The organism is Clostridiaceae bacterium (genome assembly GCA_012840395.1).
GTDB lineage: Bacteria > Bacillota > Clostridia > Acetivibrionales > DULL01 > DULL01.
Genome location: DULL01000100.1, coordinates 17,860 through 33,032, shown reverse-complemented (window position 1 = coordinate 33,032; position 15,173 = coordinate 17,860). Strand labels below are relative to the sequence as shown.

Genomic DNA, 15,173 nt, shown 5'->3' with positions numbered 1-15,173 from the left:
TAGAGGCTCGTTGTCAAGGGAACCGTGGAATAAATGCGGTAAGTAGGCTCAAGCTAAGCATAAAAATATTGACAAATTCTTACTGCAAGGAAAATGAAAAATTTGCCCACTAATACTTGACACAAACGGGATTATAGATAATACTTGTAAGGAAATCATTGGAGCAGAAATACCAATAAGTGGAGTGGCCGGAGATCAACAAGCGGCATTGTTTGGTCAGGCTTGTTTTCAGGAAGGATCAGCCAAAAACACCTATGGAACCGGATGTTTTATACTTATGAATACAGGAAAAACTCCTGTGAAATCAAAGAACAACCTTTTATCCACTATTGCATGGGGAATAGGCAATGAAGTTGAATATGCAATAGAAGGCAGCGTATTTAATGCAGGCTCATCAATCCAGTGGCTGAGAGATGAGATGAAGCTGATTGAGAGTGCTCCTCAGAGCGACATTATAGCAGAAAAGGTACCTGATACAGGAGGCGTTTATGTAGTACCGGCATTTACAGGATTAGGAGCACCTTATTGGGATATGTATGCGAGAGGTATCATTGTAGGAATAACAAGAGGCACCACAAAAGAGCACGTTATTAGGGCTACTCTCGAGTCAATTGCTTACCAGAGCAGAGATGTCTTCGAAGCCATGGAAGCCGATTCCGGAATCAAGCTTAAGGAACTTAAAGTTGATGGTGGAGCAAGTGTGAGTCCTTTTCTTATGCAGTTTCAGGCAGATTTACTTGGAGTTACGGTTAAACGCCCGAAAATAACTGAAACAACTGCCCTGGGAGCTGCATATCTTGCCGGCCTGGGGGTTGGCTTTTGGAAGAGCAAAGAAGAGATAGCAGAAAAATGGATGCTTGGTAAGAAATTTGAACCTGTTATGAATCCAGAGGAGAGAGATATGAAATATCGGGGCTGGAAAAGAGCTGTGGAAAGATCAATGAATTGGGAGAGCGGAAACTGAGTTGATGTAAATTATTATAACGACCTTTTAAGTGGGGGATTGCAAGGTCCCCCCCCATTGAATCCCTGAACGGCAAATCCAATGTTTTCAACCATTTCAGAGTTTCTTGATTTCACGAAATCGTCAATATTCACTCAATTTAAATTATTTAATATATTTTTATTTTTTGTATTGACATAAATATTGTATTGTGCTATTTATATTATTGTTTATCTGTTTAACGATACTAAACTTTAAGTTTAGTTTAAACAAACATATTCTTATTTGGGAGTTAGTGTAAAATATGAAAATTGGTGAAAGGATAAAGTATTTAAGGGTAAAAAACGGATTGACCCAGGAAGAGCTGGCAAACAGGTGTGAGCTTTCAAAGGGCTTTATTTCCCAGGTAGAAAGAGATCTAACATCGCCGTCAATTGCGACCTTGATAGATATTCTTGAATGCCTCGGAACCAACCTTAAAGACTTTTTTAATCAGACTACTGAAGAGAAAATTGTAATTAAGAAAAATGATATATTTGTTAAACAGAATCGTGAATTAAAACACGAAATAAAGTGGCTGGTGCCAAATGCGCAAAAAAACAGCATGGAGCCAATTATGATGATTTTTGATGTTGGTGGTTCTTCTGGAGAGGATGACCCCCATAACGGAGAGGAATTTGGATATGTAATGTCCGGAAGTGTCTATATCCATCTTGGCAATCAGAAGTATAAGGCAAGAAAAGGCGAAAGTTTTTATTTTATGCCTACAATGACTCACAGTATTTCAAATGCCGGCAACAACAAGGCTGTAATATTGTGGATCTCTTCACCGCCAAGCTTTTAATGTAAAGTTATTATTATGATACTTTGGAGGGAGGCAAAATGAGCGAGCCTATAATTGAGTTGGTGAATATAAGCAAAGACTATAACGGAGAAGAAGCCCTTAAAAATATAAACCTGTATGTTTTGAAAAACGAATTTATCACTTTACTGGGTCCCAGTGGATGTGGTAAGACTACTACACTAAGGATAATAGGTGGATTTGAACAGCCAAGCAGCGGTACTGTACTGTTTGAAGGAAAAGACATAACTAATCTTCCTCCATATAAGAGAAAGGTAAATACGGTTTTCCAAAAATATGCCCTTTTTACACATATGAATGTAGAGGAAAATATTGCATTTGGACTGAAAATCAAAAAGATGGACAAAAAGCTTATAAATAAAAAAGTTGCAGAAGTGCTGGAACTGGTAAATCTTAAAGGATTCGAAAAGAGATCGGTGGACTCATTAAGCGGTGGACAGCAGCAGAGAGTAGCTATTGCAAGAGCACTTGTAAATGAGCCGGAAGTGCTTCTTCTTGATGAACCCCTGGGGGCTCTTGATCTTAAACTTAGAAAAGATATGCAGATGGAACTTAAAAAGATTCAGCGGATGCTTGGAATTACCTTTATATATGTGACACATGACCAGGAAGAAGCCCTTACAATGTCGGATACCATTGTTGTTATGAAGGATGGGGCTATACAGCAGATAGGAACTCCTGTGATGATATATAATGAGCCTAAAAATGCTTTTGTGGCAGACTTTATAGGGGCTAGCAACATTATACCGGGGAAAATGATAAGGGATAGGCTGGTTTATTTTGCAGGCCGTGAGTTTGAGTGTGTGGATGCAGGTTTTGAAGAGAATGAGGATGTAGATGTTGTTGTAAGACCTGAGGATATAAAGCATGTTCAGGCGGATGAAGGTATGCTTGTTGGTGAAGTTGAGTCGGTTATCTTTAAGGGAGTACATTATGAAATGATGGTCAGAAGCATGGGCATACGATGGATGATACACAGCACCCTTATGGAGCCGGTCGGGTCTACAATAGGGATTCGTATACTTCCCAACGATATTCATATAATGAAAAAGGTGAGAACCCGATGAATAAGACCTGGATTTCTTATCCGTATTTATTATGGATGATAATTTTTATTGTAGTACCCCTTTTGTTATTAATATTTTATAGCTTTACCATTGATACCGGAAGCGGAATACAGTTTACCCTTGAACATATAAGGAGATTGTGGGATCCTATATATTTAATGGTGTTCTTGAGATCTATAGGACTGGCGCTTATTTGTACAGTTATTTGTCTGATCATCGGGTACCCTGCAGCTTTAATTCTGGCAAGCAAAGAGTACAGAAAAAAGAAAGCTTTGATGATGTTGTTTGTTATTCCCATGTGGATGAATTTCCTTCTGAGGACATATGCATGGATGACATTGCTGGAAAAAAACAGCGTTATAAATGTTGTACTTAATTTTTTGCGTCTGCCCCAGATGAATATTCTTTACACAAATCAGGCGGTAGTTTTGGGAATGGTGTACAACTTCCTTCCATTTATGGTACTGCCTATTTATTCGGTACTGGTAAAGATAGATAAAAGTATTCTGGAGGCAGCTGAAGACCTGGGAGCAAATTATATGGTTACTTTAAAAAGAGTGATTCTTCCTTTGAGTATCCCGGGAGTTATATCAGGTATTACAATGGTTTTTATGCCTGCGGTAACTACCTTCGTTATTTCCAGGCTGTTGGGAGGAGGCCATTACACTCTTATCGGTAATTTGATTGAACAGCAGTTTATTTTTGTAGGAGACTGGAATTTTGGTTCCGCAATCTCCTTTGTACTGACAGTCATAATTCTGATCAGTATGGGTATAATGAGAAAATATGACAAGGACAATGAAGGGGGTGCTATATGGTAAGCCGTATTGCTAAGAAAATGTATTTATATATAATATTCTTATTTCTGTATGCTCCAATAGTTGTGCTTGTGATATACTCTTTTAATGAGTCAAAGTCAAGAGGACGTTGGGGAGGATTTACTTTAAAGTGGTATTATGAGCTTTTCAAGGACAGGGATTTAATTTCACCTTTATATAATACCTTAATGATAGCATTTCTTTCTTCGGTTATTGCTGTTGTTTTTGGCACCGCTGCGGCAATAGGGATAAACAATATGAAGAAATTTAAGAAAGCTTTTGTTATGAATTTGACGTATATTCCTGTGCTGAATCCTGACATTGTAACAGGTGTGTCTCTCATGCTCCTCTTTATATTTGTCAGGCCTTTAATAAACTTGAATCTTGGATTTACAACTATGCTCCTGGCTCATATTACATTTAACATACCCTATGTAATATTGTCAGTTTTGCCGAAGCTAAAGCAGCTTGATAAAAATATGTATGAAGCGGCTTTGGATTTGGGGGCAACGCCCTTTAAGGCATTGATAAAAGTAATAATACCTGAAATAATGCCGGGTATTGTTACGGGATTTTTACTTGCTTTTACACTTTCAATAGATGATTTTGTAATTAGCTTTTTCACAACAAGCTCGGGAGTATCCAACCTTTCCATATATGTTTATTCGATGGCAAGGCGGGGTATAAATCCCAAAATCAACGCACTTTCAACTTTAATGTTTGTTACAGTGCTTACACTGTTATTAATTGTTAATAGAAGAACGTCGAGAGACGAAGTAAAAGCAAAGGAGATGAATAAATAATGAATTATATAAAGTATATGAAGGTATTCAGCATTATTTTGGTGATTGCTTTGGCGGCATCCCTTTTTGCAGGCTGCGGTGGCAGTAATAAGGTAACTCTTAGGGTTTATAACTGGGGAGATTATATTGATGAGTCTGTTATAGATGAATTTGAAGATAAATATGGCATTGATGTTATATATGATACATTTGATACAAATGAATCCATGTATGTAAAGCTTAAAGGTGGCGGAAGTACTTATGATGTGGCTTTTCCTTCTGATTATATGATTGAGAGGCTTATAAAAGAGGATCTGGTTGAGAAGATTGATTTTAATAATATACCGAATTATAAGTATATAGAGGATCGTTTTAAGAATCTGGCCTATGATCCTAATAATGAATACTCAGTTCCATATATGTGGGGAACTGTTGGAATTGTGTATAACAAGAATATGGTTAATGAGCCTGTTGACAGCTGGAGGATAATGTGGGACAAAAAGTATGAAAAGAAGATTTTTATGCTTGACAGCAGTAGAGACTCAATTGGAGCTGCTTTAAAAATGCTGGGATATTCTCTTAACAGCAGAGATAAGAATGAACTTGAGGAAGCAAAGCAGGCTCTTATGGAGCAGAAACCTTTGGTGCTTTCATATGCAGGAGACGAGGTTAAGGATAGCATGATTGCTGAACAGGGGGCTCTTGCTCTTGTTTGGTCGGGAGATGCCGTATATATGAAGAGGGAAAATCCGAATCTGGAATATGTAATCCCCAAGGAAGGCAGCAACCTGTGGTTTGACGCAATGGTAATTCCAAAAGGCAGCAAGAATAAAAAAGAAGCTGAAATGTTTATAAACTTTATGTGCGAGCCTGAGATAGCCTATAGGAATACTATGTATATTGGTTATTCAACTCCTCATTCGGAGGCAAAAAAGATGCTTCCCGAAGATGTGCTTAATGACAGAACGGCATATCCAACAGACGAAGAACTTGAGAAATGTGAGGTATTTGTGTCACTTTCAGATTTTGTGAAAGAATACGACAGAATCTGGACAGAGATCAAAGCAAAATAGAAGCAGGGGGACGGTTCTCCTGCTTCCGAAGTGAAGCACAGGGACGGTTCTTTTGCTTCCGTTTTGACGGAAGCAGAAGAACCGTCCCCGTGCTTCCAGGTCCCCGTGCTTCCAGCAGAACCGTCCCCGTGCTTTTAACTTATTGCGGCGCCGACGGCTGTGGCATATTCAGCCTTATCGGGTATGTGGAAGGTTACGCCAAACAGGTCTGAGAGGTTGTTGAATATTTCTTTTGCTTGTGGCACATTTGTGAGGTTGCCTGTTAGAACAACGTCCTTTGTACTGTGTATTTTGGTTGCAAAAACCGAGAGCATGCCAATGGTTTGGAAAACCAGATTGATGATGCCCATGGCAATATCAGCTCTTGATGCAAGATCGCTTATTTTCCCAAAATTAGATGCTGTGGTGTGGGGCGGCATGTTTCCCACTATATCATGAGAAATGTCTCCGATAGTAAGGTCTACATTAGAAAGATTTCCTCCCTGGGCTGCTTCAATTAAGTCACTGAAGTTTCTTACATTTAGCATCCTGTTTGAAAGCCCTAATAAAGTTCCTCCTCCGACACCAGTACCCCCTATATGTTTTGCTCCGTTTTCATCAGCCATAACTAGAGCTGTTCCGGTGCCCATGCTGACCACTATGGCTCTGTCCAGCTTGCTTAAGAATAACCCGCCCATTCCGATAGCTTTAAATTCGTCAATTTTGCTGGTAGGTATACCATATAAGTCTTCGCTGATAAATGATGAACCTACACCTGTTGTTACAACCTTCTTAATATCAGAAAGCTGGAGTTTATTAGTGCTCATAAATTTCCCCAGGGCTCCATAGACGGATGCCACAGGATCAGTTGCCCTAACCAGCATTGCACTAAATATTTCTCCTTCATGGAATCCTACAATCTTAGTGGTACTTCCACCGATATCAATACCAATAACTCTGCTTATAAAAATCACCCTTTCACCAGTCAATAATCTTTCAACTATCAAAAATCATACAACGATTGAAAGTAATTAACCTGTCAATAATCATTTCTGCCAATGATTATTCATCCGCAAATTAACATTCATCCGCCAATAATCATCTTTATAATTGCCACGGTAACCCCGGTTATTCCCTCGCCTCCAAGAAAACCTGAAGCCGCCACATTTCCAGAATCCGAAACTTTGCTATAAAACCGGTCTGTTACTAACCGGATCAGACCACCTAAGAATACTGCAGTGGTAATTTCAAAAGGAAGGTATAGACCTATTCCTAATGTCATTGAAGGAACCTTCAGAAGGTAGAATAAAACCCCGATAGCTGCAGCAACTGCGAATACGGCAGGATCTCCAATTCCGTCTACCATCTGGCTTACTGCGAATGCCTGGGCCGCGGTAAGGCCTTTATCAGGACCAACCCCTCCGAATTGGTTTATTATTGCAAACATTGACAATGAAGCTACAACAGTTCCTACAATTCCTCCGACCACCTGGGAAATCAACTGTGCAACAGGATTTGTGCCAAGTACCTGCCCTGTCTTATAATCATTGAGAAGATCTCCTGCATAACCACAGGCCACAGCCACACAGGCTGCGATAAAGAAAGCTCCTGTAGCGTCAACTTCCACGAAAAGGCGTACAGCAAGAAGAATAATTATGCCGAAAATCTCCATCGGATTTATTCCCGTCTGGCCGGTAATTGTGGCAGCCATGGTTGAAGCTAAAAATACACCTGCTATGAGAAGTATGGAAGGAACAACATTAAGTCCTGAAACTACAGACAGAACAAAAGCAATACCTGTGGATATAATTGTAATCAAGAAATTTATCTTTTTACCCGAATGACCGGAATTTCTAATGTTTTTATTTCCTGAAGCTGTGGTGCTGTTTCCCTTTTCCTTGCCTTTCTTTACAGCGGAGATGATATATGATATTAGTATTCCTATACCTGTTCCTACCATGAGGCCAATTCCTGCAGTGTTTTTGAAGGCTGAGGCAGCATCAACCGAAGAGAAAATGCCCAGCAAAACACCCAGTGGGATTATCAGTAAATAGGATATAACTCCTCCGAGAAACCACACACCGGTATAGAGTGAGCCTATCATATAACCAATTCCTACAGCCATTGGAGATAGCCATATGCCTGCAAAAATGTTCTTGGCATAAAGCCATTTAGACGATAGAGCTCCGGGAATCCAGCCGAGACTGTCACGAAGCAAAGTAAATACAGCTGAAAATCCCATGGTTCCAAAAAGAACAGCTGACTTTTTGCCTCCCGCATCTCCTGTAATAATTGTTTCGGCAGCAGCAGCTCCTATTGGATAGGGAAGATTATCCTCTTCAACAAACTTAGGCCGCAGATACCATGTAAGAATTGAGCCTAATATCATTCCGGAAAAAGCTATGGCAAGAACCTTCCAGAAATGCTGTTCCAGGGCTTCTGCTCCATTCCAGATGCCCAGAATCCACAGACCCGGGATAGTGAAGGCAAGGCCTCCTGCCACCATTGCACCGGCAGACATACCTGTTTGGGTTATATTTATTTCATTTTGAGTTGTTTTACCTAACATTTTAAGCAGCGCCATTGACAAAACGGCAACAAATATAGTTGGCCATGGAAGAGCGCCCATCCTAAGTGCAATATACATTGAACTGGCGGTAATTATAAGGGAACCAATGGCACCTATTATTATGCTTCTTAATGATAACTGGTGAACACCGGCAAATGTTCTTTCATTCATTCCACTGTTATGCATTTTACTCCTCCTAAAAAACAAAATATAAATAATAAATACAAATGCATACTTATGCAAACTTTCATACAGTAAGCATTTCCAAAGTTTTTAAATATTATTTTTAATTCTCTTATAAGGTTTCTGATTAGGAAACTATGCAGGAAAAATAAATAAACAACAGTTAACTTATGGCTAACAGTTAACTTATGGCGATAAACAGATATGACATATAGACAATATAATCATTTCACATACCTCCGTTCTCATTCCTTAAAGGATATAAGTCGAATTGTTAATAATAGTTAAATAATATTAATTTATATTAGTAATTTCATAGGTCCGGTTTCTTATTGAATACCGGCTTTTTAAAATATTACCATAAGAGAATTTCCTCTGCAACAGTATTTTTATAAATATATTATCTCATTCGATCTAATATACTTGTTTTTGCTTCATTTATCGAGTAAAATAAAAAGTTATACAAGTATATATTTTTTTTGTATTGTATTTTTTAAGGGGATAGATTAAAGTGAAAATATTAATAGTTGGAGCAGGAAAACTTGGCTACAAAATTGCCAGCGCCATATCAACTACCAGTGCAGATATTACTGTGGTTGACAATGATGCTGAAGTGCTGGATAAAGTTAGAGAACATCTGGATGTATTGACAATAAAAGCCAGCGGGGTACAGATTGAAGCTCTGCAAAATATTAATATTGGTACTTTTGATTTGGCGATAGCTGTTACTGATAGTGATGAGACAAATATTATAGTATGTTCATTGGCAAAAAAGCTGGGCTGCAAAAAGACAATAGCAAGGATCAGAGGCCCCGAGTATTCCCAGCAGAAAAGTTTCCTTATGAGCATCATGGGTATTGACTATGCAGTAAATCCTGAACTTGCAACTGCAAACGAAATAATTAGATATTTACTCAGGGGTTATACCTTTTATGCAGAGGATTTTGCTGAAGGCAAAGTATTAATGATAGATTTTAATGCATCCAATATAAAAGATTTTATTGGTAAGAAGTTAAAGGAACTTGATATAAGTGGTTTACTGGTTGCTGCAATATCGAGAAACGGAGAGGTTATCATCCCCCATGGTGAAAGCCAGATATTGGACGGGGATGTACTATATATTATTGGCAACCGGGACAGCATCAACCAATTTTCTAAGAAATGCAAAACATCCTTGCCCGCCAAATATGTTAAAAAGGTAATGATTTTAGGAGGAGGGAAAATTGGGTATTACCTTGCAGAGAATCTTATCCGGCTTGGAATGCAGGTAAAGATTATTGAACAGGATAAAAGCCGCTGTGAGTATCTATCGGAGAAATTGGAGAATGCCCTGGTGATTTGCGGCGATGGATCAGATTTAACTCTTCTGGAGGAAGAAGGTATCAATATAATGGATGCCTTTGTTGGAGTAACAGGCTATGATGAAGAAAATCTGCTGATGACACTTATGGCAAAGCGACTGGGAGTTAAGAAAGCCGTTGCAAAGGTAAGTAAAAGCAGTTATGCCCATATTATTGAAAGATTGGGAGTGGATGTGGCTTTAAATCCTTTAGATATAACTGCCAGTGATATACTGAGATTCATAAGAGGAGGAAGAACTGTCTCAGTATCTCTTCTCTTAGGAGGACAGGCAGAGGTAACTGAAATAATTGCAGATGAAGATATGCCAATAGTAGGCAAACGAATTGCTGATCTGGGGCTTCCAAAGGGAATAATAATCGGAGCAGTTTCCCACAAAGGAAAAGTTTTTATTCCCAACGGAAATTCTGTTATTTATCCAGGAGACAGATTTGTAGTGTTATGTCTTCCTTCAGCCTTTTTAGCGCTGGAAGCTTTTTTTAAGCCTTCTAAAGGAGGTTTGTTCAGTGAACTATGGAATCATAGCAAAGGCAATAGGTAGCCTGTTAATTGTTGAGGCTGTATTAATGCTGCCTCCTTTTTTCATTGCGGGGTATTATGATGGACAACATGAAGTTAAAGCTTTTGCCCTATCAATCATATTAACTGCAGTTGCAGGCTTTTTGATTACCAGAGTGCCGAAAAGAAGCAGCAATATTAGAATAAGGGAAGGAATAGCAATTGTATCATTAGGCTGGATACTGGTATCGTTTTTTGGTTCTTTGCCTTTTATTTTTTCCGGAAGTATACTATCTTTTGCTGATGCTTTTTTTGAAACTGTTTCAGGATTTACTACAACAGGAGCCACTGTAGTTGCAGATATAGAGTCTTTACCTTATGGAATTCTTTTCTGGAGATCTTTTACCATCTGGATCGGAGGCATGGGTATACTTGTGCTTACCCTTGCAGTTCTTCCTGCCATGGGAGTTGGAGACTACCAGATATTTAAAGCTGAAACTCCGGGGCCAATAGCAGGTAAAATAGTTCCCAGAATAAAGGATACGGCTAAAATCTTGTATATTATATATTTGGGCATTACAGTGATTGAGATTATTCTATTGGTAATTGGCGGAATGAATCTTTTTGATTCAACATTGCATGCTTTTTCAACAGTAGGAACAGGAGGATTTTCAACTAAAAATACAAGCATAAGTTTTTATAATAACACCTATATTTATATGGTTATTTCAATTTTTATGCTAATTTCCGGAGTGAATTTTTCCTTGTATTATGCCACCCTTAAAGGAAGATGGAGAGAGGCTTTAAAGAATGAAGAATTGTGGTTTTACCTGGGAGTAGTAACTGTATGTACTGTTCTTATTGCTTGGAGCATTAACGGCAGTATATATAAAAATATAGGAGAATCAATTAAACATTCATTGTTTCAGGTATCTTCAATCATCACAACTACGGGGTATACAACTGCAGACTATGATACATGGACTCCTTTCAGCAAAGCTATACTTTTTATGCTTTTATTTTTTGGACCATGTGCAGGTTCAACAGGAGGAGCAATAAAAAGTATTAGAGTACTGGCCCTAATAAAACTTATAAAAAGAGAAGTAAACAAAGTACTTCATCCGAGAGCCGTAATACCTGTTAAAATTAATAAAAGCGCTTTATCTCAGGAAACATTAAGTGGAATATCCAGCTTTTTTATTTTATATATATTTATATTTATATTGGGAACTCTTGCATTGACTATTGAAGGCAAAAGCCTGGTTACAGCTGCAAGTGCGGCTGCAGCTACTATTGGAAATATAGGACCAGGTTTTGAATTAGTGGGACCTTCACGCAATTTTGCCGATTTTAGTGATTTTGGAAAGTATCTTATGTGCGGCCTTATGCTTATGGGAAGACTTGAATTGTTCAGAGTGATTGTAATGTTTTCTCCCAGGTTTTGGAGGGGTGAATTATAGACTCTGAGTTATAGACTGAATTATAGACTGAATTATAGACTGAATTATAGACTGAATTATAGATTGAATTATAGATTGAATTATAGACTGAATTATAGATTGGATTATAGATTGAAATATAGACCGAATTATTGACTTAGGACATTCAGGTGAAAAATCTGTCTTAATAGCTGATTGTATCTTATTATTCTTTATCCTATAATCAAATTATCTGGTAAAAAAGTGTTAAAGACACTTTAAGGAGCATTAAATAAAATATGACCAATATTTTTTGACCAATAATTAGTTTTATAGGAAGAGGGGAGTTAATGATGAAGGGCGGTTTTATTACTGCATTAGGAACACCTTTTGATAAAAATGGAATACTTATGGAGAAAAGCTTTGCCAAGCATGTAGAGGACCAGGTGGAGTTCGGGGCTCTGGCTCTGCTTGTAATGGGTTCAATGGGAATTGAACCTTATATAAAGAATTCTGAATATGGCAAAACGGCAAAAGTAGCAGTTGATGCTGCAAAAGGCCGCTGCCCGGTATATGTAGGCGTTATGGACACTTCGGTGGGTAGAGTAAAGGACAGAATTGATGCTCTTTATGGATTGAAAATTGACGGAGTAGTATCCACAGTACCTTATTATTATGCGGTAACCCAGGATGAAGCTGTAGAGTTCTACAAATCTATTGCTGCATATTCAAAATATCCTGTATATATGTATGATTTGGGAGTAGTAACGCAAACAAGGATTTCATTTGACTCTGTAATGAAACTTGTAAAAGTTCCCGGAATAAAAGGTATTAAAACAGGAGATCCCATTCTTGCCAGAAAATTAATCAGAGAACTTGGGGAAGACAGTGGTTTTGATATTTTCTTCAGCGGACTTGATCTCTTTGACATGGCCTACAAGTTTGGTTTGAAGGCAAATCTGGACGGCATGTTTGCCTGCACAGGGCCTATTGCGTCTAATATGTACAAAGCTTTAGAAAATGAAGACTTTGCAAGCGCAGGCAAATGCCTGGATGATATCCTTGAAATTAGGGATACCATGGCAACTGTCAAGATATTTCCGGCTTTCACATATATAATGAACAGGCTTGGATACGAGGGAATATTCCATCCGGATTATATACCATCCCTTCCGGAAGGAAAGGTTGAAGTCCTGGATGCTGTTCTTAAGAAGTGCGGAATGATTTAAACTTAGAATGATTTAAACTTAGATTGTGATTATTTTGATGATTGTACAGAATGGCCGCCTGAAACTCTGTAGTTTTGGGGGGTCATTCCTGTTACTTCCTTAAAAACCTTATGAAAATAGGTAGGAGAAGAATAACCTGATTTTTCAGATATCTGTTCTATTGAAAGATCGGTGTTAAGCAGCATATCTTTTGCCACCTCAATGCGGATTTCTGTCAGTTTTTCATTAAAACTGGCATTATACAGGGATTTTATTATTCTGCTGGTTTGTCTTGCGCTAAGGTTAAGGTATTCAGCCAGATGTTCTATTGTTATGCCTGGTATTGCATAATTCTTGTCAAAAAATCCTTCAATCAGTGAACTTCTCCGGTCGTCATCAGAACGTTCAGGTATAATATAATTATCCTTTACCTCAGGAGATACCAGCCTGAGAATATCAATTATAGTCTGTGATAAAAGGCTCTGGATTTTGCTGTAATATCCAATGGACTTAGTATTTATTTCACTATATATCTGCTCGATGAGGTCCATTATGTGCTTTGCATTGCAAATAAAGCAATGATCAATTTCTGCCAGAGTTTTCTTAATGTGTACAATCTCTTTCTCCTGGGATTCATGAAGAAATTCCGGGTATTTTTTGACTTCATAATAATTGAATTTAAAGTTTGCCAGCTTGGTTTCGCTGCTGTAATCCGGCTTTACTACATGGTATTTACCTGGAGCGATAATACATAAAGTGTTGGGTGAAAGGTTATATGTACTGTTATTAACAGATATTGTTCCCGTTCCCCTTATTACCAGGTGCACTTCGTATAATGAATGATCATGCCGCGTCTGGGCGTAGGTATTGCTCACATGAGTATAGTCGTACCTAAGAGGCCCAAGATATATGTTGAACAAAAGGGGGCCTATTTGTGTTTTGAAATCAAGGCTGTCCCACTGATGTGAATCTATTGTTACCATTTATTATCCTCCGTAAGAGTTTCCTTCTCAAACATTGCTGAACACAATAAAGCCTCTCATATTAAATAATTATACATTATTGGAATTATGTTTGCACGATTATTAAATGTTTCCGGGTTAATTTCCTTAAATTTAACTTTTTCATACAGTTTTCATAATTTTATGTATAATAGAAATAGTGAAAAAAACAACGTTATTCTAATTTGCATCAATTCAGCGCTAACTGTGGTACATCAGATTCAACTTGCAACTAGTACAATTTTTACTATGTAAATATTTTTTAACATCTGGGGCAATTCACGAAATAGTTAAACCAAGGGGGGCAATATAAGTGCATAGAGTTATGCAATTTTGCTCAGATACTACCCAAAGCTTATTTCGCGATCTAACTTTTAAGCGAAAGCTTATGTTTACATACTTGCTGATATCAGTTATACCAGTTTTAATTGTAGGTATAGTTTCTTTCAGCGTATCAAACAAAATGATTATTGATATGAAAAGTGAAATGGTGGAAAAGGAATTTGCAAACTATGCAGAAAAAATAAGTTCTATACTCCAGGATGTAGAGTCGGTTTCTATAAGTCTTTTTTCAAATGAATATTTACAAGACAGCCTGTCTGTTGGCAGTGGTATTGACGATATAAAAAAGTCAGAATTCTACAATTCTATTGGAGCTGTATCAACAGGAATTCTTAATAATAAGAAGTATATTAGCCTGATAAATGTTTTTGGGAAAAACGGCCTCCAGTATAAAAGCCAGGCATATACAACCGACCTTTTTTATGATTATAAATCATTTAGAGAATATATGAGTAAGAACAATATAACAGGCATCAACAAATGGTATGGGACGGAAATTTTCAATATTTTCAACAGTAAGAGACATAATATAATGAACATAAAGATAATAAGGGATATAAATACACTTGATGAGTTGGGTATACTGGTTTTTTCTGTTGATGAGATCTATCTTCGCAATATATATGGCAATAATAATTATCAGTCTTTAATATGTGATGGCAGTGGCAAAATTATTTCTCATGTGCAAGACACCGAAATAAACCGTAACATTAGCGATACAGAGTACTTTAAAAAGATTGTTTCATCAGGGAATGATACAGGTTCCTTCCTGTACGACGTTAAAGGAAAGAAAACACTGGTTTCTTATTCGAAAGTCAGAGGCCTGGGATGGTACATAGTGAATTTACTGGATTACGGTACAATTCTAAAGGAAAGTTCTAAAATAGGCAACATTACTTTATTAATAATAATTGTTTGTTTTCAAATATCTATATTTATGGCATTATTGATAAGTCGTAATCTCACAAAACCAATAATTAATCTGAAATCATTAATGGCACAGGTTGAGGAAGGGAATCTTGATGTGCATTTCAATAAAGAAATAATGATGAAATAATTATACTTATTAGT

Annotated in this window: 13 protein-coding genes; 10 read left to right on the top strand and 3 right to left on the bottom strand. The window is 37.5% G+C overall.

Going from position 1 to position 15,173, the window contains the following annotated elements:
• The first annotated feature begins 100 nt into the window (after window positions 1-100).
• The 6 genes from GXX20_10900 (at window position 101) to GXX20_10875 (ending at window position 5,545) form a co-directional block, all read left to right on the top strand.
• Entirely contained in the window at window positions 101-964 is an 864-nt protein-coding gene (locus GXX20_10900) for a hypothetical protein (GenBank protein HHW32159.1), read from the top strand.
• A gap of 283 nt (window positions 965-1,247) precedes the next feature.
• Complete coding sequence (locus GXX20_10895) at window positions 1,248-1,787, top strand: cupin domain-containing protein (GenBank protein HHW32158.1); 540 nt, start codon at window positions 1,248-1,250, stop codon at window positions 1,785-1,787.
• Window positions 1,788-1,825: 38 nt separating this feature from the next.
• Window positions 1,826-2,872, top strand: a complete 1,047-nt coding sequence (locus GXX20_10890) for an ABC transporter ATP-binding protein (GenBank protein HHW32157.1) — start codon at window positions 1,826-1,828, stop codon at window positions 2,870-2,872.
• The gene (locus GXX20_10885; protein ID HHW32156.1) at window positions 2,869-3,693 is read left to right on the top strand and encodes an ABC transporter permease; all 825 of its coding nucleotides are present in this window, start codon (window positions 2,869-2,871) and stop codon (window positions 3,691-3,693) included. Before GXX20_10890 ends, GXX20_10885 begins: the two co-directional genes overlap by 4 nt.
• Window positions 3,687-4,493, top strand: coding sequence for an ABC transporter permease (locus tag GXX20_10880; GenBank protein HHW32155.1), 807 nt, complete (start codon window positions 3,687-3,689; stop codon window positions 4,491-4,493). The genes GXX20_10885 and GXX20_10880 overlap by 7 nt, the downstream gene beginning before the upstream one ends.
• Window positions 4,494-4,510: 17 nt before the next feature.
• Entirely contained in the window at window positions 4,511-5,545 is a 1,035-nt protein-coding gene (locus GXX20_10875; GenBank protein ID HHW32154.1) for a spermidine/putrescine ABC transporter substrate-binding protein, read from the top strand.
• A gap of 134 nt (window positions 5,546-5,679) precedes the next feature.
• Here GXX20_10875 and coaW read toward each other — a convergent pair whose 3' ends face one another.
• Window positions 5,680-6,489 carry a type II pantothenate kinase gene (gene coaW, locus GXX20_10870; GenBank protein HHW32153.1) on the bottom strand — a complete coding sequence of 270 codons (810 nt, stop codon included), beginning with the start codon at window positions 6,487-6,489 and terminating at the stop codon, window positions 5,680-5,682.
• A gap of 119 nt (window positions 6,490-6,608) precedes the next feature.
• Window positions 6,609-8,279, bottom strand: a complete 1,671-nt coding sequence (locus tag GXX20_10865) for a peptide transporter (protein ID HHW32152.1) — start codon at window positions 8,277-8,279, stop codon at window positions 6,609-6,611.
• Between the two features lie 508 nt (window positions 8,280-8,787).
• Between GXX20_10865 and trkA the strand changes: the two genes are divergently transcribed.
• The 3 genes from trkA to GXX20_10850 all read left to right on the top strand — a co-directional run bounded on the left by trkA (window position 8,788) and on the right by GXX20_10850 (window position 12,780).
• Entirely contained in the window at window positions 8,788-10,176 is a 1,389-nt protein-coding gene (gene trkA, locus GXX20_10860; GenBank protein HHW32151.1) for a Trk system potassium transporter TrkA, read from the top strand.
• Complete coding sequence (locus GXX20_10855) at window positions 10,142-11,593, top strand: TrkH family potassium uptake protein (GenBank protein ID HHW32150.1); 1,452 nt, start codon at window positions 10,142-10,144, stop codon at window positions 11,591-11,593. The genes trkA and GXX20_10855 overlap by 35 nt, the downstream gene beginning before the upstream one ends.
• Window positions 11,594-11,901: 308 nt before the next feature.
• Window positions 11,902-12,780, top strand: a complete 879-nt coding sequence (locus tag GXX20_10850) for a dihydrodipicolinate synthase family protein (protein ID HHW32149.1) — start codon at window positions 11,902-11,904, stop codon at window positions 12,778-12,780.
• A gap of 29 nt (window positions 12,781-12,809) precedes the next feature.
• Here GXX20_10850 and GXX20_10845 read toward each other — a convergent pair whose 3' ends face one another.
• The gene (locus tag GXX20_10845; GenBank protein HHW32148.1) at window positions 12,810-13,742 is read right to left on the bottom strand and encodes an AraC family transcriptional regulator; all 933 of its coding nucleotides are present in this window, start codon (window positions 13,740-13,742) and stop codon (window positions 12,810-12,812) included.
• Window positions 13,743-14,073: 331 nt separating this feature from the next.
• Between GXX20_10845 and GXX20_10840 the strand changes: the two genes are divergently transcribed.
• On the top strand, window positions 14,074-15,159 hold the full coding sequence (locus GXX20_10840) for a hypothetical protein (protein ID HHW32147.1): 1,086 nt from the start codon (window positions 14,074-14,076) through the stop codon (window positions 15,157-15,159).
• The last annotated feature ends 14 nt before the right edge of the window (window positions 15,160-15,173 follow it).